The organism is Collinsella sp. HCP28S3_E9 (assembly GCF_052065455.1).
GTDB lineage: Bacteria > Actinomycetota > Coriobacteriia > Coriobacteriales > Coriobacteriaceae > Collinsella.
This window is the reverse complement of record NZ_JBQHTZ010000001.1, coordinates 157,448-184,089: the sequence shown is the minus strand read 5'-3', so window position 1 is coordinate 184,089 and position 26,642 is coordinate 157,448. Positions and strand designations below refer to the sequence as shown.

Annotated in this window: 18 protein-coding genes; 13 read left to right on the top strand and 5 right to left on the bottom strand. The window is 62.5% G+C overall.

What is annotated here, in order from left to right; genetic code table 11:
* The first annotated feature begins 3 nt into the window (after positions 1-3).
* The 9 genes from ACTNA2_RS00840 (at position 4) to ACTNA2_RS00800 (ending at position 18,280) form a co-directional block, all read left to right on the top strand.
* Positions 4-3,630 (top strand): UvrD-helicase domain-containing protein, encoded by a 3,627-nt coding sequence (locus ACTNA2_RS00840; RefSeq protein ID WP_441048292.1) that lies wholly within the window; start codon positions 4-6, stop codon positions 3,628-3,630.
* Between the two features lie 262 nt (positions 3,631-3,892).
* Positions 3,893-7,696 (top strand): DNA polymerase III subunit alpha, encoded by a 3,804-nt coding sequence (dnaE, locus tag ACTNA2_RS00835; RefSeq protein ID WP_441048290.1) that lies wholly within the window; start codon positions 3,893-3,895, stop codon positions 7,694-7,696.
* Between the two features lie 162 nt (positions 7,697-7,858).
* Positions 7,859-11,332: a DEAD/DEAH box helicase gene (locus ACTNA2_RS00830; RefSeq protein ID WP_441048288.1), complete on the top strand. Its 3,474-nt coding sequence runs from the start codon at positions 7,859-7,861 to the stop codon at positions 11,330-11,332.
* A gap of 165 nt (positions 11,333-11,497) precedes the next feature.
* Positions 11,498-11,860 carry a desulfoferrodoxin family protein gene (locus tag ACTNA2_RS00825; RefSeq protein ID WP_154515902.1) on the top strand — a complete coding sequence of 121 codons (363 nt, stop codon included), beginning with the start codon at positions 11,498-11,500 and terminating at the stop codon, positions 11,858-11,860.
* Between the two features lie 117 nt (positions 11,861-11,977).
* A complete protein-coding gene (locus ACTNA2_RS00820) occupies positions 11,978-13,963 on the top strand; it encodes a hypothetical protein (RefSeq protein WP_441048286.1) in 1,986 nt (661 codons plus the stop codon).
* A gap of 294 nt (positions 13,964-14,257) precedes the next feature.
* On the top strand, positions 14,258-14,779 hold the full coding sequence (ruvC, locus tag ACTNA2_RS00815; protein WP_035137351.1) for a crossover junction endodeoxyribonuclease RuvC: 522 nt from the start codon (positions 14,258-14,260) through the stop codon (positions 14,777-14,779).
* Positions 14,779-15,399: a Holliday junction branch migration protein RuvA gene (gene ruvA / locus ACTNA2_RS00810; RefSeq protein WP_441048284.1), complete on the top strand. Its 621-nt coding sequence runs from the start codon at positions 14,779-14,781 to the stop codon at positions 15,397-15,399. The genes ruvC and ruvA overlap by 1 nt, the downstream gene beginning before the upstream one ends.
* Entirely contained in the window at positions 15,399-16,466 is a 1,068-nt protein-coding gene (ruvB, locus tag ACTNA2_RS00805) for a Holliday junction branch migration DNA helicase RuvB (RefSeq protein ID WP_128620210.1), read from the top strand. The genes ruvA and ruvB overlap by 1 nt, the downstream gene beginning before the upstream one ends.
* Positions 16,467-16,612: 146 nt before the next feature.
* A complete protein-coding gene (locus tag ACTNA2_RS00800) occupies positions 16,613-18,280 on the top strand; it encodes a formate--tetrahydrofolate ligase (RefSeq protein WP_427794639.1) in 1,668 nt (555 codons plus the stop codon).
* 494 nt (positions 18,281-18,774) lie between these two features.
* On the opposite strand, the gene ACTNA2_RS00795 is transcribed toward ACTNA2_RS00800, so the two are convergent.
* The gene (locus ACTNA2_RS00795; protein ID WP_035137347.1) at positions 18,775-19,011 is read right to left on the bottom strand and encodes a hypothetical protein; all 237 of its coding nucleotides are present in this window, start codon (positions 19,009-19,011) and stop codon (positions 18,775-18,777) included.
* 138 nt (positions 19,012-19,149) lie between these two features.
* Between ACTNA2_RS00795 and ACTNA2_RS00790 the strand changes: the two genes are divergently transcribed.
* A complete protein-coding gene (locus tag ACTNA2_RS00790; protein ID WP_441048282.1) occupies positions 19,150-20,106 on the top strand; it encodes a hypothetical protein in 957 nt (318 codons plus the stop codon).
* An 18-nt stretch (positions 20,107-20,124) separates the two neighbouring features.
* Here ACTNA2_RS00790 and ACTNA2_RS00785 read toward each other — a convergent pair whose 3' ends face one another.
* Positions 20,125-21,306, bottom strand: coding sequence for a cation diffusion facilitator family transporter (locus ACTNA2_RS00785; protein WP_441048280.1), 1,182 nt, complete (start codon positions 21,304-21,306; stop codon positions 20,125-20,127).
* A 218-nt stretch (positions 21,307-21,524) separates the two neighbouring features.
* On the opposite strand from ACTNA2_RS00785, the gene ACTNA2_RS00780 reads away from it, so the two are divergent.
* Positions 21,525-22,862 (top strand): hypothetical protein, encoded by a 1,338-nt coding sequence (locus ACTNA2_RS00780; RefSeq protein WP_441048278.1) that lies wholly within the window; start codon positions 21,525-21,527, stop codon positions 22,860-22,862.
* Between the two features lie 267 nt (positions 22,863-23,129).
* On the opposite strand, the gene ACTNA2_RS00775 is transcribed toward ACTNA2_RS00780, so the two are convergent.
* The 3 genes from ACTNA2_RS00775 to ACTNA2_RS00765 all read right to left on the bottom strand — a co-directional run bounded on the left by ACTNA2_RS00775 (position 23,130) and on the right by ACTNA2_RS00765 (position 24,874).
* Positions 23,130-23,351, bottom strand: coding sequence for a hypothetical protein (locus tag ACTNA2_RS00775; protein ID WP_441048277.1), 222 nt, complete (start codon positions 23,349-23,351; stop codon positions 23,130-23,132).
* A 35-nt stretch (positions 23,352-23,386) separates the two neighbouring features.
* A complete protein-coding gene (locus tag ACTNA2_RS00770) occupies positions 23,387-24,172 on the bottom strand; it encodes an ADP-ribosylglycohydrolase family protein (RefSeq protein WP_441048276.1) in 786 nt (261 codons plus the stop codon).
* Positions 24,173-24,520: 348 nt separating this feature from the next.
* Positions 24,521-24,874 (bottom strand): hypothetical protein, encoded by a 354-nt coding sequence (locus tag ACTNA2_RS00765; RefSeq protein WP_441048274.1) that lies wholly within the window; start codon positions 24,872-24,874, stop codon positions 24,521-24,523.
* Positions 24,875-25,124: 250 nt separating this feature from the next.
* Here ACTNA2_RS00765 and ACTNA2_RS00760 point away from each other — a divergent pair, with 250 nt between their 5' ends.
* Together ACTNA2_RS00760 and ACTNA2_RS00755 are read left to right on the top strand one after the other, a co-directional pair.
* The gene (locus ACTNA2_RS00760) at positions 25,125-25,757 is read left to right on the top strand and encodes a cyclodeaminase/cyclohydrolase family protein (protein WP_441048272.1); all 633 of its coding nucleotides are present in this window, start codon (positions 25,125-25,127) and stop codon (positions 25,755-25,757) included.
* A gap of 2 nt (positions 25,758-25,759) precedes the next feature.
* Entirely contained in the window at positions 25,760-26,614 is an 855-nt protein-coding gene (locus ACTNA2_RS00755) for a bifunctional 5,10-methylenetetrahydrofolate dehydrogenase/5,10-methenyltetrahydrofolate cyclohydrolase (RefSeq protein WP_441048270.1), read from the top strand.
* The last annotated feature ends 28 nt before the right edge of the window (positions 26,615-26,642 follow it).

Sequence of the window (26,642 nt, the reverse complement as noted above, 5' to 3'; positions counted from 1 at the left end):
ACCATGGATCTTTCGACCTTGATGCCGCAACAGCTGCAGATCGTCAAGACGCTCGACCGTCCGCTGTTTGTCTCGGCGGGCGCCGGTTCGGGCAAGACCTTTACCCTCACGCGCCGCATCGTCTACGCGCTCTCGCCCGAATCCGGTCCGTTCGTCGAGCATCTGGACCAGGTGCTCGCCATTACCTTTACCAAGGATGCCGCGGCCGAGATTCGCGATCGCGTGCGCCGTGCGCTTATCGACGAGGGCATGGACGAGGAAGCGCTGACCGTCGACGACGCGTGGATCTCGACCATTCACGGCATGTGCTCGCGTATCCTGCGCGCACACGCGCTGGAGTTGGGCATCGACCCCGAGTTCACGGTGCTCACCGATACCGACGAGCTCATGGACCAGGCTGTTGAGCATGTGCTGGCCCGCGCGACGGCACCCGATGCCGCCCCCGAGCTCGCGGCATCGCTCAAGGCCCTCTACGCCTGGTATCCCATGGCGGGCGAGGGCGGCCCCTTTGGTGCCGGCACGACCATCAAGGGTCTGGTGCGCGACCTGCTGGAGCTGTCGAGCCAGCTGCCGGGCGGCATGGACGACGTGTGCGTGGCGCGTGGCCAGGCCGATACCTCGGCGCTCGCCGATGCCTATCGCGCGGCGCTGGGCGCAAGCAAGGCGGCGACCGAGAAGGCGCAGACGGCGCTCGACGCCATCGACGCGTTCGAGGCGAGCGGCAAGACCATGGCCGATGCGGCGCGACTCATGATGTCGTGCACCATGCCGCGCGCGAGCAAGGCGTTCCCCAAGGAGCAGGTCGAGCTGCTCAAGGCCGAGGCCGCCGATGCATTTATCAATATCGTGCTTGCCTGCGGTGGCCCCGCGCTCGATGCACTGGTGGGCTTGGCCCGCTCTGTAGAGGCCGAGTATCGCGCACTGAAGGCTGCCCAGTCCGCCCTCGATAATAACGACCTGCTGCGCATGGCCTTCGAGGCCCTGCGCGATTACCCTGCCATTCGTGCTGCGTACGAGGGCCGCTTTAAGATGGTCATGATCGACGAGTTTCAGGATACCGATCAGATGCAGGTCGACCTGATCCGCTACCTGACGGGTGCGGGTGAGCGCGCGCTGTGCACCGTGGGCGATGCGCAGCAGTCGATCTATCGCTTCCGCGGCGCCGAGGTCGAGGTGTTCCGTCGCCAGGAGCGCAAAGTGGGATCGACGGCGGCGTCGGAGACGGTTGCCACGTCCGATACCCCCGCCGGCGAGCTCGTCAAGCTCGTGCGCAACTTCCGCAGCCACGACGAGGTGCTGCGCTATGTGGCCCGCGTCTTCGACGGCGATGACGGCGGCCTGATGCAGGGCTTTTTGGATCTTGAGGCGAGCGACGGCCGCAAGGACACGCTGGTGGCGGATGCCTCGCGCCGCCGGGCCCTCTTTGTTGCCGGCGGCAGTACGCAGGAGCGCACACAGGCCAAGGCCCGCGCGATCGCGGAGCGATTCCGCGCGCTTGCCGATGCCGGCCAGCCCCAGGGCGGCATGGTGCTGCTGCTGGGCCGCATGACCAACGCAGACGTCTACGCACAGGCCTTCCGTGACCAGGGGCTCGACTGCGTCATCGCGGGCGGCTCGGTCTTTGCCCAAGCTGCCGAGGTGCAGACGGTTCGCGCCCTGGTTTGTGCCCTCGCCAATCCGGCCGATACGGCGCGGGGCCTTATGCCACTGCTGGCCTCGCCGATGTTTGCACTCGGCGCCCAGGAGTTCCTGGCGCTGGCGACCAAACTCGACGATCAGACGGGCGAGACGTCGCGCCGCAACATCGATGCGGGCATCATGAGCGATTCCGATGTGCCGGGCTTGCAGGGCTTGCCGCTCGTGACGCGTGCCCGCGAGGTGCTGCGCTACGCACTGCGTCGCGTGGGGCGTGATTCGTTTGCCGCCATCGCGCGCGACGCGGTCAATGCCTCCGGCTGGTTCGTGCGCCTGGCGCAGCGCGGCCCCGAGGGCAAGGCCATCGCCGCCAACGTGCTCAAGGCGCTCGATGCCGTGGCCGAGGCGGAGGCCGAGTTCGGTAACTCGCCGCGCTCCATTGCGCTTGCCTTCGATCGCTTCCTGGCGGGCAAGGAGGCCCCGGGCGCCCTCAACGAGGAGGGCGACGGCGCGGTGCGCATCATGACGGTTCATGCCTCCAAGGGTCTGGAATATCCGGTCGTGGCGGTCTCCGAGTGCTTTGGCGTGCGTAAGTCCTCGGGTGCGGCACAGATGGGTCGTGTCGAGGGCGGAGCGCGGGTCGTGGCGCTGCCGGCACGCTTCGACGGCGTTAAACTCGCGGACGGCACGTTCGTAAAGGGCGATGACGTCAAAAAGCAGTTTGAGCATGCGTTTAAGGGCAAGGGCACGTCGCTGTGGCTACCGCCGGAGCTCATGGAGGACGTCTGTGCGACGGGTTCTCCCGCCGAGGCATTTGCTCGCCTGCGCAACGACGACCTGCAGCTTTCGCTCGAGGAGCGGGCCCGTTTGCTCTATGTTGCCATGACCCGTGCGCGCGAGCTGGTGATCTTGGCGATGGATGCCGGCGTGAGCCGTGGCAAGGTGACGGCGCCGACCTTCGATGTCGAGACCGATCTGACCTACGACGTGCTGCGCCGCATTCTGCCGACCGGCGCTCTGGACATGCCGCAGCTCGATGCCGACCGCCTGGTATTCGACAACTCCCAGCCGGGCGACTACGAGCTCATTTCGCTTTCGGACTTTACCTTTGGCGAGCAGGCGTTTGAGGCCAACGCTTCGCTGGATGCCGAGGGCAGGCTCGTTCGTGGCGATACCGATGTCGCCGATAATGCCGCGCACTCAACCGTGCCCGGTCCTGCCGACCCCATGCCCGATTCGTTTGAACTCGTATATCCCCAGGCGGCGGGCGTGCGCATGGGCACGTGTCCGTTCCCGGCGCGTGATTCGTACAGCTATTCGTCGATCGCCGCGGCGCTCCATGCCGAGACGGAAGACCGTGCCGCCGAGGCGCGTGTTCCCATGGACGAGGCGGGCGACGATGCCGAGTCGGATGGCTCGGAGATGGCCGATGCAGACGTGGCTGCTGTCGAGCCCGCCGGCAACCCCATGGCGCTGGGCTCGGCGTTCCATGCCGCCTGCCTGTGGCTCATCGAGATGGGTGCCGATGCGCTGCCCGCTGAGCGTGCCGATGCGCTGACGCGCCTGTGGTGCCTGACGCCGGAGCAGCGCGAGCGTTTTGACGTTGCCCTGAATCGCTGGCTCAGGTCGTCGGTCCGTGCCGAGCTTCTTGCCTGGCCGTGCGTCCGTGCCGAAGTGCCGTTCTTCTCGCTGGGCTGCGAGGACAAGGACATTGCCCGCTACGGTGCATATGCCGAGGGCGCTATCGATGCGCTGGCGACCGACCCGGCCGATCCGTCACGCGCACTGGTCATCGATTACAAGACGGGTGGCACACCGGATGAGACACCCGACCAGCTGCTCGAGAAGCACGCCCTGCAGGCGCGCGTCTATTCGGATGTTCTGCATAAGGCGGGCTTTAAGACGGTGACCGTCAAGTTCGTCCGCGTGGAGCAGACGGCCCCAGCTGTCTTAGTCGAGCTCGCCGAGCCCCAGGTGGTCACCTACAACCTCTAACCCTCAATAACGTGCGGTGGAATCCTTTTCGATTCCACTGCAGCTCAGGGGTAGCTAATTTGGGACGGGGCTCTTTTAGCTACCCCCATACATCGGCTGAGATGTATTCCGACCCCGACTCGTTCGCCGTCAGTCAAAGGGTAGCTAAAAAAGCCCCGTCCCAAATTAGCTACCCGTGTGGGTTTGGCTAGGTTCGGGCGCTGTCCGTGCCGTGGGGTAAAATCGTTCAGTCAGAACACGAACCCGCATCGGAGCTCATCACATGGCATTCGTCCATCTGCACAATCACACTGTTTTCTCCATGCTCGACGGCGCAACCCGTATCCAGGATATGGTCAACCGTGCCGTAGAGCTGGGCATGCCCGCCGTGGCCATTACCGACCACGGCTACATGTATGGCGTGCCCGATCTGGCGCTGGCCTGCGACGCCGTCAACCACAATACGCCCGAGTACAAAACGTGGAGCCACGACAAGGCCTTCTTGGAAAAGGACCGCCGCGACGAGCTGGTGGAGCCCGATCCCGAGGCAAACCCGCGCGAGCATGCCCAGTATGTGAAGGACATGGCCATGTGGGACGAGAAGGGCAATATCGACGAGCTCAAGCCGCCTCTGGTCATCAAGCCCATCTTTGGCTGCGAGGTCTACTTTACGCCGGACGAGACGCTCGCCCGCGACCACAAGCCCGAGCTCTACCACATGATCCTTCTGGCCAAGGACCAGGAGGGCTACGTCAACCTGATGCAAACGGTCTCCGAGGCCGCCGTGCAGGGCTTTTACTACAAGCCGCGCGTGACGCTCGACAACCTGCGCCGCCACGCCAAGGGCATGATCTGCACCAGCGCCTGCATCGCGGGCATCATCCCCAAATACATCGACCGGGGTGACATGGAGGGCGCCATCAAGTGGGCCGAGACCTTCCGTGATACCTTCGAGCCTGGTGACTTCTACATCGAGATCCAGGAACACGGCATTACCACCGATAACGGCCTGACCGACGAGCAGATGGACCGCACGCTCATTGATATCGCCAAACAGGTGGGCGTCAAGGTCATCGCCACCAACGACTTCCACTACCTGCGCCGCGAGGACGCGCCCGTGCAGGACGTCATCATGTGCATCGGCATGAACGCCAAGGTCGACGACCCCAACCGCATGCGCATGACCGGCTCGGAGTTTTACATGAAGACCGAGGAGGAGATGCGGGCGATGTTCCCGTATTGCCCCGAGGCCTGCGACAACACGCTCGAGATCGCCGACAAGTGCTACGTTGAGCTGGACTGGGACTCCATCATCCTGCCGCGCTTCCCGCTGCTCGATCCCGGCGAGACGCACGAGAGCCAGTTCCGCCGCGAGTGCGAGAAAGGCCTGCGCCAGCACTACGGTGACGACTGGGCCACGCGCGAGATCGGTGGCGTCAACATCAAAGAGCGCTTTGAGTACGAATACAAGGTCATTTGCGACAAGGGCTTTGCCGCCTACTTTTTGATCGTCGCCGAGTACGTGCAATGGGCCAAGGACAACGGCATCGGCGTCGGCCCCGGCCGTGGCTCGGCCGCCGGCGCTATCGTCGCCTACGCCATGAACATTACCGCGTTCGACCCGCTCGAGAACGGTCTGATGTTCGAGAGGTTTCTGTCCCCGCAGCGTACCGAGATGCCCGATATCGATATGGACTTCGACGATGAGCGGCGTCTCGAGGTCGTGGAGCACGTTCGCCAGCTCTACGGTCCCGAGAAGGTCACCCACGTCATAACCTACTCGACCATTAAGGCCAAGCAGGCCATCAACGACGCCGCGCGCGTCCTGGACTACCCGGTCTACATGGGCCAGCGCCTGTCCAAGATGGTCTCGAGCGACCCCAAGGTCAAGCTCAAGCAGGTGCTCGAAAAACAACCCGGCAAAGAGGATCTGTTTAACCCCGACTTTGCCGAGGCCTATAAAAAGGACGACGACGCCCGCCGCATCATCGACACGGCGCTCTCGATCGAGGGTCTCACCCGTGGCGAGGGCGTGCATGCGTGCGCCGTTCTGATCTGCCGTGACCCCGTCAACGAGCACGTGCCCACCAAGCTCGACACCAAGGGCGGCGTCGAGATTACCCAGTACGAGGGCCATACCGTTGCCGACATGGGCCTGCTCAAGATGGACTTCTTGGGCCTGCGTACGCTGACGGTTATCTCCAAGGCCAAGGCAAACATCAAAAAGAACTTCGGCATCGACATCAAAGAGGAAGAGATTCCCTTTGACGATCCCGAGATCTTTAAGCTCATGGGCTCCGGCCACACCGCCGGCGTCTTCCAGGTCGAGTCCGCCGGCATGACGGCCACGATCAAGAACATGAAGCCCACCGAGTACAAGCACGTCGTGGCATTGATCGCCCTGTACCGCCCGGGCCCGCTGGGCGCCGGCATGGTTTCGTCCTACATCAACCGTATGAACGGCAAGGAGCCGGCCGTCTCCTACGACGACCGTCTGGACGACATCCTGGGCGAAACCTACGGCACCATGGTCTACCAGGAGCAGGTTATGCTCATCTCCGTCGAGATGTGCGGCTTCTCCAAGGGCGAATCGGACTCGCGTATCCGTAAGCCCGTGGCTAAGAAGAAGATCAAGCTGCTTACGTCGACGGTGCTCCACTGGGAGGATGGCTCGGACGAGACCACCTACGACCACTGGATGAACGGCGCCATCAAGAACAACTACACGCGCGAGGTCGCCCAGAAGATTTGGGACGATGTTCTCGAGTTCGCGTCCTACGCCTTCAACAAGTCGCACTCCGCCGGCTACGCCATCTTGGTTATGCAGACGGCGTGGCTCAAGGCGCACTATCCGCACGAGTACATGGCGGCCGTCCTGACGTCCTATACGGGCAAGACCGACAAGATCGTGCACTACGTCTCGGCATGCCGTCACGACGGCATCCCCGTGCTTTCGCCAGATGTCAACGAGTCCGGTACCGAGTTCACGGCTACCAAGGAAGGTGTGCGCTTTGGTCTGGCCGGCATCCGCGGCGTGGGCACCGGCGTGGCGCAGGCGATTATCGCCGAGCGCGAGGCGGGCGGTCCGTTTAAGACGCTGCATGACTTTGTCGAGCGCGTGGACTCGAGCCAGGCCAACCGTCGCGTGATCGAATCGCTCATCAAGGCAGGTGCCTTCGACTCCACGGGGTATCCGCGTCGTCAGATGATGCACTTTGTGGACAAGAACAACCCCGAGAACATCATCGATGCCGCGGCAAAGCGCCAGAAGGATCGCGCGAGCGGCCAGACGTCGTTCTTCGACATGTTTGGCGACGTTGAGGGCTCGGGCTTTGAGGTGAGCGTACCCGATCCGGATGGCCAGGAATGGGACCGCCACCTTAAGCTGAGCCAGGAGAAGGAGGTTCTGGGCATCTATGTCTCGGACCACCCGCTGCGCCCATTTGAGTATGCGCTCAGCAAAGCACGCGACTTCTCGTTTTCGCAGATCGACACCGGCTACGAGGTGCAAAACCCCACGGGCGGCACCATCAACCAGGAAATTCCCGAGGGCAAGGCGCTGTGGTGGGCCGGTATGGTCTCGAGCGTGTCCAAGCGCGTGACCAAAAACGGCGACCCCATGGGCATCGTGCAGCTCGAGGACATGGAAGGCGAGGCCACCGTCGTGGTGTTCCCCAAGACCTTCAAGGAGGCAGAGGGGTATCTGTACGGCGAGGTCGATCCCGAGACCGGCGCGCAGCTGTCCGATGCGTTTGTGCGCATTAAGGGCAAGCTCGAGCGCTCTGACCGCGGCGATCAGATCATCGCGCAGGAGATTGTGCCGCTTGAGCTCAACGAGGAGAACAACAAGCCCAAGGTGTTTGAGGTCATGGTGCCCAACAGCCGCTTTAGCCAGGGCAACATGGCGCGTCTTGCCACGGTGCTCACCACCAACCCGGGCGGCGACCGCGTAGAGATCTTTATCGAGCAGGCGGACGGGCGCGTGCTGCGTGCCGAGGTACCTGCTAAGGTCAACGCACGCTCGATTCCGCTGTTGGCCGAGGCCAAGGCCATCGTGGGTAACCAAGGCAGAGTGACGGTGATCTAAGGACGCCGTTGGCGGGGTAGCTAATTTGGGACGGGGCTTTTTTAGCTACCCTTTGGCTGACGGCGAATGAGTCGGGGTCGGAACACATCTCAACCGACATATGGGGGTAGCTAAAATAGCCCCGTCCCAAATTAGCTACCCCGGGTGAGATTGGAGGAAGCGATGGCGCAGGGGACGTTTGTGCAGGCGCTTCGTAAGGAGGCGGCGCTCAGCAGTACCTTTATGAAGGGGCGTTCGCTCATGCTCAACGGCGCCGTGCTGTCGTTTGAGGACTCCGGCTCGCGCTTCTCCAAAAACGTGAATATCGAGGGTACGGTGCGTGGTTCGCGCGGCGACCTGTATAAGACGCACGTGGCGCTCGATATGGACGAGCACGAGGTTGTCGACTACGACTGCGATTGTCCCGCCGCCTTCCGCTATTCCGGCATGTGCAAGCACGCCATCGCCACGGCGTTGGCGTATCTGGATGCCAGCGGCGCCGAGCCCGTCGAGGGTTTGCGCACGCCGGTCCGCACGTTTACGGTGCCGCCCGCACAGTCCAAGCAGCCCACACGCCCCGCGCCCAGCGCATCTCCGGTCAACCCCAACTTTCCCTTCCCGGCGCCCGTGCCCACGAGCCCGAGCCTTGTGGCAGCGCTTTCCGATCTTTCGGACGCGCGCATGGATAAACTCGTGGCCATGCGCCGCAAGCTCGCTGGCACCATTGACCCCGATGCGCCCAAAGCAGTGCTGGAGCCCTCGCTGGTGCCGTACTACAATCCGCTGTTTGCCGATCGCTTTAGCTGGGCGCTTGAGTTTCGCATCCGCTGCGGCTCGGTGTCCTACGTGGTTAAGGATATCGACGGCATGGCCGATGCCTATGCGCGCGGCGGTACGTTCTCCTATGGCAAGAAGCTTACGTTCCTTCATGCGCCCGAGGCTTTCGATGATGTATCGGCAAAGCTGCTCGACTTTGTTGCAATGACGGTCGCCTACCTAGGCGATATTACGAGCTCGCGCTCGGCATCGTACGACTTTGCCCGCAGCGGTTTTGTCGCCGAGCGTCAGTTGCCGGTATCCGAGTATTCCATCGTGTCCGTGCTGGACCTGCTGCGTGGCAGGACCATGTCCTTTGAACCTGCTTGGTCGCGGGGGACGACGACGCACCGCGCCTACGAGGTGACGGTCGAGTCGTTGCCGGAAGGGGAGAACGAAGTCCCGGCTAAGCGCCCGCCGCTGATTGCTGCCAAGATTGTGCCGGCAGCCGGGGGCAGCTACGACTTGCGCCTTCCGGCCGATACGTACTGCTTTGCCTCGGGCGACGTCGCCTATCTGGTCGATACGCGCCGCGCACGCCGTACCGACACGGCGTTTGCCCAACATGCCGCGCCGTTCCTATCGCACTTGTTGCCCTGCCGCACACCGGTCCATATCGCCGCCGACCAGGTGGGTGAGTTTTGCCGCATGGCGCTGCCTATCTTGCGCGACTACACCGACCTTACCGCGCCCGCTGTGCTCGATACCGTGGCGCCCGAGCCAAGCTTTGCCATGGCGATCGGTGTCGACGATGGGCTCGTGACCTGCAAAATTACGGTTACCTACGGCGACTGGTCGGCAGATCTCTTTAGCATGGGCGCTCCGGGCAGCCCCTTCGAAGAGCAGCGCCCGGGCGTGCCGCCGCGCGACGAGGTGGCAGAGTTTCGCGTTATGGATACGGCGGCTCTGTATTTCGACTTTTACGAGGGTGGCCTGGCGTTTGAGGAACGCGATGACGAGAGCCTGTTCCACTTGCTCACTGAGGGCCTGTCTGCCCTGTCCGAGCTGGGCGAGGTCATGCTCAGCGACCGTCTGCGCCAGATCTCGGTCCGCCCTGCGCCCAAGCTTTCGGTGCGCGCGACCGTCAAGAGTAACCTGCTCGACGTCGAACTGGGCGCGAGCGGCCTTTCGGCGGCAGACCTTGCCATCTACCTCGATTCCTACAAGCGTCACCAGACGTTTGCTCGTCTCACGTCGGGCGACATCATTCGCCTGGACGAGGGAGCGCGCGCCGCGTTTGGTCTTGCCGAGGATCTGGGGGTCGATGCCGTCGACCTGCTCGACGGCGTGTCGCTTCCCGCGTCGAGTACCCTGTTCGTCGACAGCATGCTTGCGCGCACGCCCGCGCTCGAAGCCGATCGCGACGCTGCATTCCGTCGCACCGTCGAGCGCCTGGACACGCTCGGCAAGATGGACTTTACGGTGCCGGCCTCGCTCAAGGCCACGCTGCGTGGCTACCAGGTCGATGGCTACCAGTGGCTCGGTTCGCTCGAGCATCTGGGCCTTGGCGGCATCTTGGCCGACGACATGGGCCTGGGCAAAACGCTCCAGATGATCGCGCATATCCTGGCGCGCGTGGAGGCGGGGGACACTAAGCCCACGCTTGTGGTGTGCCCTGCGTCGCTTGTGTACAACTGGACTGCCGAGCTGGAGCGCTTTGCCCCCTCGATTGATGTGTGCGCCATTGTGGGTGCTAAGGCCCAACGTCGCGTGCAGATTGCCGGCGTGGCCGAGCATAACGTGGTCGTGACGTCGTACGACCTCATGCGCCGCGATATCGACGAGTACGTCGAGCAGGACTTTGCCCGCGTGGTGCTGGATGAAGCCCAGTACATTAAAAACCCGCTCACGCAGGTGGCTCGCGCCGCCAAGCGTCTGCCGGCCGGTGTGCGCTTTGCCCTGACGGGTACGCCCATCGAAAACCGCCTGTCCGAGCTCTGGAGCATCTTCGACTTTTTGATGCCGGGCCTGCTCGGCACGCGCGAGTCGTTTGCCAAGCGCTTCGAAAGCCCGGTCGAGCACGCCGAGGGTGACAGCGCCGCTCGCCTGCAGGCGCTCGTGTCGCCGTTTGTGCTTCGCCGCGTCAAGGAAGACGTGGTGGCCGACCTGCCCGAGAAGATCGAGGACACGGTGATGGCGCAGCTCACCGGCGAGCAGCGCAAGCTCTACCTGGCCAACCAGGACCGCATTGCCCAGCAAGTGCAGCACCGCGAGGCCGGGGAGTTCAAAAAAGATAAGCTCAAGGTACTTGCCGAGCTCACCAAGCTGCGCCAGATCTGCTGTGATCCTCATCTGCATTACGCGGACTACAAGGCGGGAAGCGCCAAGCTCGATACGTGTATGGAGCTCGTCCACGGCGCGCTCGACGGCGGTCATCGCATCTTGCTGTTCAGCCAGTTTACGGGCATGCTCGATATCATCGGCAAGCGCCTGGCCAAGGAGGATATCGCCTTCCTTAAGCTTACGGGCGCATCGTCTAAAGAGAGCCGCGCCAAGATGGTTGCGCAGTTCCAAGCGGGCGAGGCGCCGGTGTTCTTGATTTCGCTCAAGGCGGGCGGCGTGGGCCTTAATTTGACGGCTGCCGACGTGGTCATCCACTACGACCCGTGGTGGAACGTGGCGGCGCAGGACCAGGCGACCGACCGCGCCCACCGCATTGGCCAGCAGCACACCGTGACCGTGTACAAGCTCATCGCCAAGGACACGATCGAGGAACGCATCATGCAGATGCAGGAGTCCAAGCGCGACCTGGTCAACAGTGTGCTCGGCGGCGATGGCATTTCGTCGGCGCTGTTCACGCGCGAGGATGTTCTGGCGCTGCTCGGTGGCGACGGTCGCTAGCTGCGCGCGGGATGGGGCCGCCGGGCTGGGCCAGGTCGCCGGTTCGTCCTGGCCCGACCGTTTATCCCATCCGTTATGTGTTCATTTGCAATGCCATGGATGGTTCGGCGCTCTTTGGGCATAAGAACCATTGAGAACATTGGCACATCAGCAAAGGAGAACATCATGGCGAAATTCTTTAAAGACTCCGACGGCAAGCTCGTTGCCGCTCTTGGCGACGACGTTGCGACCCCTGCCGGCTGCACGGAGCTGACGGCAAACACCGAGGATGCGGCGCACGAGAAGCACGTGCCTGTTGTCGAGATCGAGCGCGATGGCCACGTCATTCGTGCTCGCGTGGGCTCGACGGAGCACCCCATGCTGCCCGAGCACTACATCGAGTGGATCGCGCTTGAGGCCGAGGGCCGCCTGGAGGTCCATTACCTTGAGCCCGGCATGAAGCCCGCGACGTTTTTCGCTGGCGGCTCCAAGACCGGTACCGTCTATGCCTACTGCAACCTGCATGGGCTGTGGTCCGCGACGTTCTAGGAGCGCGCCCCCGCTCGGGGTATCATAGCTAGCATATGCACATGCAAGCGCCGGCTGCATTATGCGGCCGGCGCTTTTACTACGGTTTCGATGGTTTACGACGGAAAGGGCTGGGCCATGAAGCTCGCACTTGCACAGATCGATATGCGCCTGGGTGATATTGAGGGCATTTGCGGTCGCATCGAGGACCAGGCTCGTCTGGCCCACGAGCGCGGGGCGCGCGTGCTGTGCGTCCCGGCTCCGCTCTTTATGGGTGCTCTGCCCGGCGGCCTGATGGGTACTGCCGACTTTGAGCACGACATGCTGACAGGCCTGACCGGTGTTGCCGAGCGTATCCAAGAGCTCGATATGATCTGCATCGTGCCCGCGGCGGTTTCGTTTGAGGGCCAGCCGCTGCTCGACTACATGATGCTCAAGGACGGTCATGTGGTGCCGGCGCGATCGAGCATTGCCCTGCAGCGTGGCGAGAACAACGACACGCGTTGGGCGCCGCCGGTGTTCGACGTGGACGGCGTGCGCATCGCCGTGATTTTTGACTTGGACCGCGAACTCGAGATGTTGCCGACCGGTGTTGACCTCATTGCGTATTTCCAATTCAACGCGTTTGACATGACCGACCGCGAGACTGCCGCCATCGCCGCCGTTCGCAGCGGTGCCTACCGCAAGATCGCATCTAAGCGCAGCGTGTGGTTTGCCTGCATGGCGCCGGTCGGTGCGTACGACGAGTCGGTATATACCGGCGGTTCGTTTGTGCTCGACGACTGCGGTCGCGTGGTGGCCCAGGCGCCGTGTTTTGAGGAGAGCCTGCTGGTTCAGGAGATTCAGCGCGGCGTGATGCTCGATGCCCTGGAAGATCACGAACTGCCCGAGTTTCGTTCCGAGGAGTGGCTGTGGCAGGCGCTGGTGCTCGCCGTGCGCGACAATGCCCGCGCTCGCGGCGCGTCGCGTGCTGTGGTGGCACTCGAGGGTGACTTGCCGTCGTCCCTGCTGGCGGCACTTGCCGTTGACGCTCTGGGCCCGCGTAATGTGATTGGCCTTGTGCTGGGGCGCAACCGTATCTTTACGCCGGCTCAGGAAGAGGCCGAGGCTGCCCGCTGTGCCGCCGTCCGCGCGATTGCCGAGCGCCTGCACATTCGCACCGTCGAGCGCGATGCACCGGATGCGGCGCGTGTGCTCGATCGCGACGTGTCGGCGGGCGATGCCGAGCGTCTGCGCTCGCGTGCGCTGGGCCTGATGCTCGAGGACACGGCGCTCGAGCTGGGCGCCATGGCGTTGAGCCCGCTCTCCAAGACCGAGTACGCGCTAGCGGCGCCCGCGCTGTCCGGCGGCTACCAGGGCGACTTTGCGCCCTTTGGCGATGTGTACCTGTCGACGCTTGAGTTTGTGGCGCGCGTGCGCAACCGCACGTCTGCCGTGGTGCCCCAAGAGCTCGTGACGCTCAACGCGGTGGAAGATTGTATGGAGCGAGTGCTGGCGCAGGCGCTCTCGACGCTCGACGGTCCGGTCGATATGCTCGACCGCGCGGCACAGCTGCTCGGCGGGCTTGAGCCGGGTGAGGTCGATGGCGCGCTCGAGGCGCACGTGGACCGCAATCGATCTTTCGACGACATCCCGATGGCCGCTGGCAAGCCTGAGGCCTGCTCGCTGCTGCTGATGCTCGTTCGACAGGGTGAGGCTGCCCGTCGCATGTTGCCGACGGCGCCGATCGTTTCGGCCCGTTCGTTTGCCGAGCGCGCTTGGCCGTACATGCTTGCGTGGTCCGATTTGGGGCTCAACGGCAAGGAGCGCATGACGGTTGATTCACTGGCGCGCGCCGAAGTGCGCCGCTTTGCCGATAGCGATACGGGCGATCGCATGCGCGGTGAGATGATGGGTCTGTTGGGTGAGCTGTTGGGTATTTCGCCCGAGCAGATGGAGGAGCTGCGCTCTGAGGACGGTCAGCGTCGTTTGCACGAGGGAATGAAAAAGTTCGAGGGCGAGGTCCAGGACGCCATCGAAAGGATGATGGGCGGCCAGGGCGGACCGCAGGGCGGGCCCCAGGGCACGCCGATGCCACATCCGCCGGTGGATCCCCGTCAGTTTCCTTTTTTCTCGCAGAACTAAACTGGGGATGGGGCCAAGGTTACGCGGTTTTGCCAAACCGCGTAACGAGTCGACGCTACGCGAGCCCCTGCCGGGCCATCTGCCGCTCAAACCGTCGCTTGCGTACAGAAGTACGCGGCGCTCCTCTTTCGCGACACCTTGCCACGGCAGGGACTCGCTCGCTGACTTATGCTCAACCTATGGTTCGACCTTGCTTGCCAGATACGGTCGCTGTTGTGTTATTCTAGAACAGACGTTCGTGAATAGTGCGTGGGGCCTTGCCTTGCGCTGCGCTTGTGACGAGGGGAGGTTGGCTTGGTTATCTTGGGTATCGACCCTGGTTTGGCCCATACGGGGTGGGGGATTATCGAGGAGCGACGTGGCGAGGTTCGCTGTCGTGCCTATGGCTGCATCGAGACCAGTGCTGGAAGTCCGCTCGCGGTGCGCCTGTCGCATATCGCCCGCGACCTCAAGGGCGTTGTCGAACGCTATCGTCCCGATACCGCTGCTATCGAGAGCATCTACTTTGGCGCCAACGTTCGTTCGGCCATCCCCACGGCGCATGCCCGCGGCGCTGCGCTTGTGGCGCTTTCGGAGTGCGCGCTCGAGATTGGCGAATACACGCCTATGCAGATTAAGCAGGCTGTTGTGGGCACCGGCGCCGCAGATAAGCGACAGGTCGCCTACATGGTGCGCACGCTTACGCAGCTCGATCACGACCCGCACCCCGACCATGCCGCCGATGCCCTGGCCTGCGCCATCTGCCACGTTAACCTCAGCCGCACCCGAGCGCTTACCGGCGGCGAGTTCTATCAACAGAGAGGAACCGGATACTGATGATCTCCCAGCTCCACGGAACGCTTGTCGAGGCCACGATGAGCTCGGCCGTCGTCGATGTGTCGGGCGTTGGCTTTGAGCTCGGCATCTCGGGCAGCACTGCGGCCACGTTGCCGACCCCCGGCGGCGAGGTCCGCCTCTACACGCGCATGCAGGTGCGTGAGGACGCCATGACGCTCTTTGGTTTTGCCTCCAAGGACGAGCGCACAATGTTCGACCGGCTCGTGTCCGTCTCGGGCGTTGGCCCGCGCTTGGCGCTCGCCGTGCTTTCCACCTATACCGTGGGGCAGCTGTATTCGCTGGTGATGGCCGAGGACGACAAGGGCATGGCCAAGGTACCCGGTGTGGGTAAAAAGACAGCTCAGCGTCTCATTCTGGAACTCAAGAGCACCTTTGCCAAGGATAAGGGCTTTGTGCCGGTCGACGTGATTCCCGGACAGGCTGCGATGCCCGTGCCCGCTGCCGCTCCCTCGGCCATCGATGATGCCCGCGCGGCACTCCTTTCCATGGGCTTTAGCCCGCAGGAGGCCGATGTCGCTCTGAGCGGGTATGATGGGCAGGATATGCGTGTCGAGGATCTGCTCGGCGCGGCGCTTAAGCGACTCGGAATGGATGCGTGATGTGGGAAGCCGATGACTCTCAGGACCTGTGGGCGACGCCCGGCAGCTCGCCGGCGGCATCCATGGCGCATGGCGAGCGCATGGTGGGCTCGGAGCTGACGCCCGAGGACCTCGATGTCGACCGTACCCTGCGTCCCCAGCGCCTGGACGACTACTGCGGTCAGGAGCATATCAAGCAGAGCCTTCGCGTGCTGATCGAGGCGGCGCAGAGCCGTGGCGAGACGCTCGACCACGTGATCTTCTCGGGCCCTCCGGGTCTGGGCAAGACCACGCTGGCCACCGTTATAGCCAACGAGCTGGGCGCTCAGATTAAGACGACGAGTGGCCCAGCCATCGCGCGCACCGGCGACCTGGCGGCCATCCTTACCAATTTGCAGCCGGGTGACGTGCTGTTTATCGACGAGATCCACCGCCTCAATCGTTCGGTCGAGGAGGTCCTGTATCCCGCGATGGAGGACTTTGCGCTCGATATCGTGATTGGCAAAGGTCCGGCGGCGCGCTCGATTCGCCTGGATATCCCCAAGTTTACGCTGGTGGCGGCAACGACCCGCTCGGGTATGCTGACCGGCCCGCTGCGCGACCGTTTTGGTATTTCGTATCGCCTGGACTACTACACGGTCGAGGAGCTTGCCCAGATCGTGACGCGCTCGGCAACCATTTTGGGCGTGACAATAGACCATCCGAGCGCGCTCGAGATCGGCTCACGCTCGCGCGGCACGCCACGTCTTGCCAACCGCTTGCTCAAGCGCGTGCGCGATTACGCCCAGGTGCGCGGCAACGGTCCTATTGAGCTTGATATCTGCCGTCAGGCGCTCGAGTTCTTTGAGATTGATGAGCTTGGTCTGGACTGGATGGACATTCGCATCTTGGAGACGCTCGCCAAGACGTTCTCCGGCCGTGCCGTTGGCTTGACCACCCTTGCCAGCGCGGTGGGCGAGGATCCGGGTACGCTCGAAGATGTCTACGAACCCTACCTGTTGCAGTGCGGGTTGATGATTCGCACGCCGCAGGGCCGTCAGGCAACCCTTCGCACCTTTGAACACCTGGGGATTGAACCTACCGTTTAGGGGCGGGTTTGTTTTGGCTGGTCTGTAGGCTATCGCTGGGCATTGGATAAACATATCGCCGTTCATCGGTTATGGGCGTTTTACTATTGCGCGCCCGTGCTATGCTGAATTGGTCTTTTTCTCATCCGGTAACGAAAGGACCGCCCATGCCTACTGACATCGAAATCGCACGTTCCGTCACGCCGCTGCCCATTACCGAGGTGGCCAAGAACGCCGGCGTCGACGTTAAGCACCTGATTCCGTACGGCTTCGACAAGGCTAAGGTCGACTATTCCCTGCTCAACGAGCCGACCGATCACCAGGCCAAGCTTGTCCTCGTGACCGCTATCAATCCCACGCCTGCGGGCGAGGGCAAGACCACCACGACCATCGGTCTGGCCGACGGTCTGCGTCGTCGCGGCGTCAAGAGCGCCGTTGCCCTGCGCGAGCCTTCGCTCGGTCCCGTCTTTGGCGTCAAGGGCGGTGCCGCCGGCGGCGGCTGGGCCCAGGTCATCCCCATGGAGGACATCAACCTGCACTTTACCGGAGACTTCCACGCTATCGGTGCCGCCAACAACCTGCTGGCCGCCATGCTCGACAACCATATTCAGCAGGGCAACCAGCTCGGCATCGATGTTAAGCGCATCACCTGGAAGCGCGTCGTCGACATGAACGACCGTCAACTGCGCCATGTTATCGATGGCATCGGCGGCAAAGCCCAGGGCGTGCCGCGCGAGGACGGCTTCGATATCACCGTTGCCTCCGAGGTCATGGCAATCCTGTGCCTGTCCACGAGCATCAACGACCTCAAGGAGCGCTTGGGCGAGATCGTCGTCGGCTACAGCTATGCCGGCGAGCCCGTCCGCGCCCGCGACCTCAAGGCTCAGGGCGCCATGGCTGCGCTGCTTAAGGACGCGCTCAAGCCCAACCTGGTGCAGACGCTCGAGGGCACGCCCGCGTTTGTCCACGGCGGTCCCTTCGCCAATATCGCCCACGGCTGCAACTCCATCATGGCCACCCGCATGGCCATGCGTTTTGGTGACGTCGCGATTACCGAGGCCGGCTTTGGCGCCGACCTTGGTGCCGAGAAGTTCCTGGACATCAAGTGCCGCATGACGGGCGTTCGCCCCAGCGCTGTCGTGGTCGTCGCCACTGCCCGCGCGCTTAAGTACAACGGCGGTGTCGCCAAGGCCGACCTCAACGACGAGAACCTCGAGGCCCTTAAGGCCGGCATGCCCAACCTGCTGCGCCACGTCGACAACATCCAGAACGTCTATGGTCTTCCCTGCGTGGTCGCCATCAACCGCTTCCCGACGGACACCGAGGCCGAACTTGCGCTCATCGAGTCCGAGTGCCAGAAGCTCGGCGTCAACGTTAAGCTGTCCGAGGTTTGGGCTAAGGGCGGCGAGGGTGCGCTCGACCTGGCCGATGAGGTCATGCGCCTGATTGAGCAGCCGAGCGAGCTCAAGTTTGCCTACGAGGACGGCGCCGATGTGGCCGACGCCCTGGAGGCCGTTGCCACCAAGGTCTACCGCGCCGATGGTGTCGACTTTACGCCGGCTGCCAAGCGCCAGCTCGCCGAGCTGCGCGAGAACGGCTTTGGTAACCTGCCGGTGTGCGTCGCCAAGACCCAGTACAGCTTTAGCGATAACGCCAAGGCTCTGGGCGCGCCCGAGGGCTTCCGCATCACCGTGCGCGAGCTCAAGGTTTCCGCCGGTGCCCACTTTGTGGTCGCGCTGACCGGCAGCGTTCTGACCATGCCGGGTCTACCCAAGGTTCCCGCGGCCGAGAACATCGACGTCGACAACGACGGCAACATCACCGGCCTTTTCTAAGCCTGCTGCTCATAGCCGCTTGCCCGCCCCGCCGTGCCTACCAAGGCCCGGCGGGGCTTTGTGCGTACCTATACCGATAGCTACGTTTCTCCGTATCGTTCGGAACAGGTGACGAGGTCGGCGTACTACAAAATTCGAGCTATTCCAACGGCCAGGATGTGACGCCTGAGTATCCTTGCGCCACGCATGTGCCCAACGAGTAGGGCAAAGCAACAGGGAGTGAACTGAACAATCCCCGGTGGCGCAAAACGCAGCGCCGCCGGGGACTTTTTGATGCAAATTGGCTCCGAGACAAGCTGTCTGGGCCAGCCGCGCCACGAAAAGCGCCCATCTACTACGTTTGCCAGGGTTGGACCGACCATGGAGCGTTTTTTAACAATGCGGCAAGACGTTTACCTGCGGTTTTGTTAACGCAAATTTGGCTATGGTTGGCACCCTTGGGTTAAACGTAGTAGATGGGCGCATTTTGTGGTGCACAGCCCAAGAAGAGGTCGTTAGCCGCGCTGGAGGCCGAAGAGTTTGGCGTTGCGCTCGGCGACCATCATGTTGATATCGGCGATTTCCATCTCGCCGTCAATGTAGGGCTGGTAGGTACCGTACGGATCGCCGGCTCCCAAGCTGCAGCTGCCGCAGTTGTCGCAGCTGCCGTTGCCGCAGCCAGCGAGCGCCAGTTTAATGATCTCCTCACGCTCGGCACGCGTCGTGTCCTTGATGAGCTTGCTTTTTGCCATGACATATCCTCGATTCGCTTGTGACCGTCGGCCGCGCATGTCTTGTAGATACCGGCGGGCTTTGTCCATCATAGGCTTTTGCGCGGGTAGAATGCATGGATAACTTGATGCTTACAGGCGACGGAAAGGAAACGTTGCATGGACCAGGACAAGACGACCGTAATGGGTGGCTACGGCTCCCCGCGGACGGGCAATGGCGCCGATGAGACCCGCGTCGTGCCGAATCCCGGCTACGCTGCCCCCGATACGACGCAGGTGTCGGCCGATCCTACGCGCGTTGTGAATTACGGAAACGCGGCGCAGGACCCGCATGGTGTCTCATCGCAGAACCCCTACGGCAACGCGGCGGTAGACCCTTATGATGACCTGCTGCAAAATCCCATTCCGCAGCCCCAGCAGACGACATATATGCCGCGCACGGCACAGCCGCGCTACGAGTCGCACGACCGATACGCGCGCGAGCCGTATCGTGAGTATCCCAAGTCCATCCCCCAGTATGGCGAGGACGAGGAGAAGAAGCCTTCGCGTTCGTCGAGCGTGATCAAGAAGATTCTTATCGTGCTGGCGATCTTCTTTGCCTTGTCGGTTGTGTTTGCCATCGTGTCGGGCATGCTCAACAAGCGGGGCGCCACGACTGATACCATGGCCGAGCAGACCGAGACTGCCCAGTCCGGCACCGTCGACCTGAGCGATATCCCGGGTCAGTACTGGTCAAACGCCAAGAAGCTCCTCAAGTCGCGCGGGGCCGATCTTTCGAATGCCGTGATTCTGACCGACGACGGCTCGACGCCCGTCGTCGATGCCAACTGGGTCGTCACATCTGCCTACTACAACGGTGACGGCAACCTTGAGATTCAGCTCACGCGCAAGGACAGCTCGTCGAGCAACGCGTCCGGCGACCAGGGCACCACGGACAGCTCGAGCTCCAACACGCTGGAGGACCTGAGCAACAAGGCGCAGGAGCTTGGGGATAAGGCCCAAGAGCTGGGCGACACAGCCCAGAACCTCGGTGATACTGCACAGAACCTGGGTGATATGGCAACGAACGCCTGGGATGCCCTGCAAAATGGCATTTCGGGCGCGCAGGGAAACTAGCGGTCGAGCGGAGCGGGGCTACAACTGCTCGGCCGGACGGTCGGGCGAGCTAAAACCCGAGTCAAACGTGACAACGCATGATGCATCGGGCCTGCGCTCGTGCACGATATGCGTTACGCGCTCCAACAGCTCGTCGTCGGAGATGCGAAAGCCGTCGGGACGCACCAGGTCAAATGACACAAAGCCATCGTGCTCGTGCAGGTCATGGATGGAGAGCGCGGGATCGATCTGCATGACGCCACGCTTGACCCAGCTGCGCAGGTCGTCGCCGGTGGTGGCGATGGGGTCGCAGTGCAGCGTGATGTCGATGCCCATCTGGCGTTTAATATCGTGTTCGATGGTGTCCAGGATCTCGTGGTGCTCAAAGGCATCGCCCTCGCCGGGCATTTCCACGTGTGCGCTGGCAAACTGACGGCCGGGGCCGTAGTCGTGCACCATGAGGTCGTGTGTGCCCAAGACCTGGGGGTACGACATGATCCTGTCGCGGATTTCCTGGACGAGCTTGGGGTCGGGCGCTTGTCCCAACAGCGGGCTGATGGCGTCGCGCACCAGGCCCATGCCGCTGATGCAGATGAAGATGCCCACACCCAGGCCTGCCCAGCCATCGAGGTCAAAGCCGGTCGTCTGCGAAATAAGCGCCGCCGCCAAGACCGAGCCCGAGGTGATGACGTCGTTTTTGGAGTCCTGCGCCGTGGCGATGAGCGTCTCCGAGTCGATGCGGTCGCCCAGCGCGCGGTTGAATGCGGCCATCCATAATTTGACGAGCATGGACAAGACGAGGGCGGCTAGGGAGACCAGCGTGTAGGCGGTGGGGGAGGGCTTGATGATCTTGGTAATGGACTCGAGCACCAGGTTGATGCCGACGGCACAAACGAGGACGGCGACAAACAAGCCGGCGAGGTATTCGTAACGGCCGTGGCCATAGGGGTGGCCTTCGTCGGCCGGGCGGCTGGCAAGGCGGAACCCGAGCAAGCTCACAATGTTGCTCGAGGCGTCGGAGAGGTTGTTAAAGGCGTCGGCGACAAGAGAGACAGAGCCGGCGAGCAGACCCGCGATGCCCTTGGCCAGGCACAGGGTAATGTTGAGGCCAATGCAGATGAGGCTTGCGGCAAAGCCCGCGTTGGTGCGACATGATGCATCGACCGGCTCGCCCTCGCAGCCAGGAACAAGTGTATGTACCAGCCGATTTACAAATAGCATGGCGTACCTCCTCGCATCCTCGTTTAAGGGGATAGTGTAGCTCGCATGGGCGCGCCGTGCGCCGATGCTCAGAAAATGCAGTAATGGTCTGCTGGAGCTAACGAGCGGGGCTTCTTGTCCGACCGGGTGTTCCATTTTGGGCCACATGGGTATGGGCTTGTGCCTGCCTGCTCGACATACTTAATGTCGACAGCCCCTGCGTAAAGGAGGACGTATCCATGGACGAGATGTTTGCCATCAAATGCCAAAACTGCGGCGGCCCCATGTACTCACACCAGGCTAAACGCAGCTTTGAGTGTGCCTATTGCGGCACGGTCGTTCCGTGGCAGGCCGATGCGGGGGAGCCCAAGAGCGCCCTGGGCATTCGCCATGCGCCGCTGACGCTTGTCGATGGGCTGCTTAAGCTCACCCATGTGTCGCAGCTCGAGCGCCCGGTGGACCCCGACTGGTATTTCTTTCATGCGCACTGGCGCAACCAGTCGGTTCTAGAGCATCTACTGTGGGAGGACCGCGGCACGGCGCAGGAGTTCCAGGAGGCCACGCACGTGAGCATCCCGTGCCCCTTCTGCGGCGCATCCTTCGAAGGCGAGTCGACCCAGCGCGTGTTTGAGTGCCCGTCCTGCGGCAATAAGATCGGCGTTGCAGACCTACTCAAGCCCGGTACCTTTAGCAAGCGCCTGACCATGGGCGTTGGTGCGGAGTATGTACCCGAGCAGGGTATTCCCTGTGAAATCTCGCCGCAGCAGGCACGTGCCAACGCGCTGCAGCTGGTGCGCCAGTATGCGGAAGCCTTTGCCGGTCACGATGTAGAAGACGCGATCCAAAACGACATGATGCTCTTCTACTTTCCCATGGCGCTCGCGGATTTGCGCATGATGGCGTCCTTCCCGGGCAAGGGGCTGAGCAAGGAGACCTTGGTGTACTACGAGGTGCTCGACTGGGCATATCCGCGGGCAAACTACCTGGACGTTCGTCTTATGGGCATTTTGGAGCCGTGGGACTTTGCCAAGGTTGGGCCGTTCGATCCCGCCATGCAGGAAGGCGACTTTCGCGTTGTTTCCGTCGATGCGTCTACCAAGGACCAGGTGGTCATTGATAAGCTGGCGCTCGACATTGCCGGAAACGATGCCGAGGCGGTGTTGGGGCTCAATAAAAAGAGTATCCGCACGTGGGCGCGCAAGGCCCGCAAGCACAAGGATGGTCTGGTGATGGTGCCGGTCTACTTTGTCGATCGTCCGGCGTCGGACAGCCGCGAAGGCGAGCAGGTGCGCATTGCCGTAAACGGCCAGACGGGTCGTGCGGCCGCGGTAGTGTTTAGCGACAAGCGCGAGACACATGTGGTGGCACCGCTCAGCCCGAGCCTGCACCTGTCTAGCGAAAGTACCGTGCACGCCACGCCCATCGAGGTCAAATACGTTAAATCGCCGTTTCTGTACCAGATCGTGCGCCATGGAGGCGGCGGGCAACCGCGTCAGGTGGCAGCGGCAGTCGAGGGCTCCTACCGAGAGGAAAAGCCCAAACGCAAGGGCCTGTTCGGCGCGATCTTTGGGAAGTAGGGGGGCGGTACGGGACAGTACGCAGTAGTGCGAGCTGTCCGTCGTAGTAGATCTAAATAAACGGTGGGACGGCTGCAAAAGAGCCGCCCCACCGGGTAAAATCAAGGTGTGCCGCGGAACCCGCTCCTCAGTCGGTCAACTTTGGAAGCGCGGGCAACGCAGGAGCTAATGTCTAAAGGGCCGGCTGCAACCGGCCCTTTTCTATGACCCCCTTCTCCACCCATCCCCTGGTTTGGAACAGTGTCGATCTAACGGGCAATCAAACCTCTAGCTCTCTTTGAATTGGGTAGTCATCTGCCCGAAGAAACTAAGTTCGGATGGCTCATAAAGGAGCAAGTCGCCGTCCGCGGTCTTGTAGACTCCGCAGGGAAGATAACGCCCGTCGGGGAGGACATAGAGGTCTCCTTCCTCCTTCATCCCTGCTGGGAGTAGCGGAATCTCGTGCTCGTCCACTTGGAACTCATCTATGTGTGCAGTCTTCCTCTCCATGATGCCTCCTAGCTTGTTTCTGCTGCCGCCGCGATCTAAAACAGGCAGTTCTCAATCAGCTCCTTGCCGCGTAGGGTGTCTATCCACTCCTGTGGAATTGCGTCCATGCCGTAGGCCGTGCCGGCGAGGGCGCCTGCGACGGCTGCGGTGGTGTCGGTGTCGTCGCCTAGGTTGACGGCGGCAAGCACGCAGTCTTCGTAGCTGCTGGTGTTGACGAAGCACCAGGTGGCTGCCTTAAGCGTGTCGCGCACGAAGCCGCCGGATCTGATTTCGTGCTCGGGCGCGCTTTTCAGCTGCAGCGCCCACGAGGGGAGTGCGCCGCTCAGCACGTCTCTCATCAGCTCGATAAATATGACGCATGTGTCGGTCGATGTTCTATGAGCGTGGGTGATTGCAGAGACCTCACGGATCTCTTCGTCCGTCGCATCGGTGAACGCCAGGGGCGCGATGCGCATGAGCGAACCGTTGCCGTTGTCGCGCTCGCCGGAGCCTCCTTTGCCGGTACGCAAGGCGCGGGCGGTCGTGCCGCCGTAATCGAAAACGCCGTCGATCGTATACTCGCCACGGGCAATCCAGCCTACGAACTTGTCGCGCATGTCCGCGGTGTCGATATACCCGAGCTCCCTAATCGAGTCACAGGTGGCAGGCGTCATAGATGTGTCGTCGCTCCAGGTGCCGGCGGGTTGCCCATGTGTGCCGTAGCCAATCATGTCGGTGCATTCGAACGTGCCGCGAGGCATAAACTCGTATGGAACGCCCAGCGCGTCGCCGACGGCAAGTCCGTAGATGCAGTCGCGCAAAGACGGTTTTGGTGTGCCCATTCGTATCTCCCGCTTTCCTCTTGAGGGATGCTGCTTAATAGATAATGGCTGGCTAATGGCGATTATCATAAAGCCTGGCGGGGACAGAAACTGCGACGTCGTCGGAGGTCTTCGAGAAAGGGTCTCGTGGCTACTAGAATGAAATGCTAGGGAAAACAGAGGCGCAGTAGCCGGCTGTTGACCGCCTGCACCTTGGCCTCAGCAGCCACGCGAAGGCGCAGGAATTCGTCAACGTGTTCAATATGGTGATGTGATCGGGCGCTTTCGAACACAAAAAACCGGGATGCAAGGAGTCGCACCTTGCATCCCGGCTGAGTTAAAGCGGCGCTGCTGCATGCCGTTGGAGCTTTAGCGCTTGATCTCGATATCGTCGAGCTTGACGTCCATGGCCTCGGTCTTGGCCTGGGCGATGTCATCGGCAAACTCCAGGGACTTCATCATGGTCTCGACGGCGTCCTTGTGCTCTTCGACGTTGTCGATGCGCACATACACGCTACCACCGTCAACGTCGATGATCTCGACGCCCTCGGGGACCTCGACCTTAAACCAAATGAAGTCGGTCCGCATATCCACGGCTGGCTTTTCTGTTCCGCCGCCACCGCCACTGCCGGTAGCGCCACCGCTTCCGCCGCAACCCACCAGGGCAACCGCGGCAAAGAGACTGATGCAGAGGGTGACAATCGCAAAGGCCTTCTTTTTCATGGTCGTGTCTCCTCATCTGTAACCGCCCATGGATTACCTGCCTTTACTGTACGCACGGGCGGCTCGCGCGGGTGGGCCATGTGTCCCATGCTTGCGGTGCCGACGCCTATCGTGTGTCATAGAAATCCGCGATGGCCAGATGCGCTGACGCTCATGTGCTTATGGGCTAGACTTAGCACCATTACTTGATCGATACAGTTGGCCGGCGGTTGCCGCCCGACCGATCTATATGACTTGAAGGTGCGTGCGTATGAGCCAAGAGATGATGGATAAAACCTGTCGCGGATTTGCCGAGGCGCTTGCCGCGCGCGAGCCGGTTCCCGGCGGCGGCAGCGCGAGCGCCTTTGTGGGCGCGCTGGGCGCCTCGCTGTGCGGGATGGTCGCTCGTTATGGGTCGACCAATCCCGCGCTTGCTGATCGTGCAGATGACCTGACGCGCGCGTTTGCTCAGGCTGATGAGCTGGCCCAGGAACTTGTCGAGTTGGTCGCCGAGGACGTTCGCGCGTACGGCCAGGTGTCCGCGGCGTACGGTATTCCGCGTGACGATCCGGCTCGACCGGCTGCGATTCAGGATGCGCTGCACGTGGCGGCTATGCCACCGTATCGCATTATGGATGCCTGCGGGCGCGCGCTGGCGCTGCTCGAGGACATGGCGGACAAGGGGTCGCGCCAGCTGCTGTCCGACGTGGCGTGCGGTGCCGTGTTCTGCCGCGCCGCCATGCAGGGCGCGAGTCTGACGCTCTTTGCCAACACCACATCTATGAAAGACCGGGCGCGCGCCGAGGAGCTCGAGGCGGCGTGCGATGATCTGTTGGATACGTGGCTGCCGCGCGCCGATGCGCTGGCGCGCCGCGCCGCCGACGCAGCCAGGAAGAGGGGATAGCCATGGCCGAGCTGCTCAAGGGTGCTCCCGTTGCCCGTGCCTTGACCGAGGAACTCGCTGCTCGCTGCGCCGTCCTGCGCGAACGCGGCGTTGTGCCGACGCTGGCCATCGTTCGTGTGGGCGAGCGCGAGGACGATCTATCGTACGAGCGCGGCGCCCTCAAGCGCTGTGAAAAGGCTGGCATCGATGCTCGCAGCGTTTTGCTTCCTGCCGATGCTTCGCAGGATGAGCTGCTGGCGGCTATTAAGGACATCAATGCCGACCCCGCCGTTCATGGATGCCTAGTGTTTCGCCCGCTGCCCGCCGGGCTTGACGAGGATGCGGTTGCCGCGGCGCTCGATCCTGCCAAGGACGTTGACTCCATGACGCCGGCCTCGCTGCTTGCCACGCTTTCGGGGCGAGGCGAGGGCTTTGCTCCTTGCACGGCCGAGGCCGTGTTGGCGTTGCTGGACCATTACGGTGTTGAGCTGGATGGGGCCAAGGTCGCGGTCGTCGGTCGGTCTCTGGTGATTGGCCGTCCCGTTGCCGCCATGCTTACGGCTCGCAATGCCACGGTGACGACGTGCCATACGCATACGCGCGACCTTGCTGCCGAGTGTCGTGCGGCTGATGTTGTGGTTGCGGCCGTTGGGCGCGCGCGCACGATTGGCGCGGATGCGGTTCGCGAGGGTCAAACGATCATCGATGTGGGCATTAACTGGGACGAGGCCGCCGGCAAGCTGGTCGGCGACGTCGATTTTGATGCTGCGGAGCCAATCGTTAACGCCATCACACCTGTGCCGGGCGGCGTGGGGGCTGTGACCACCGCGATTCTCGCCAAACACGTGATCGAAGCGGCCGAGCGCGCATCGAAATAGGCTTTTGACCACGGGGGCTGCCGAGGCT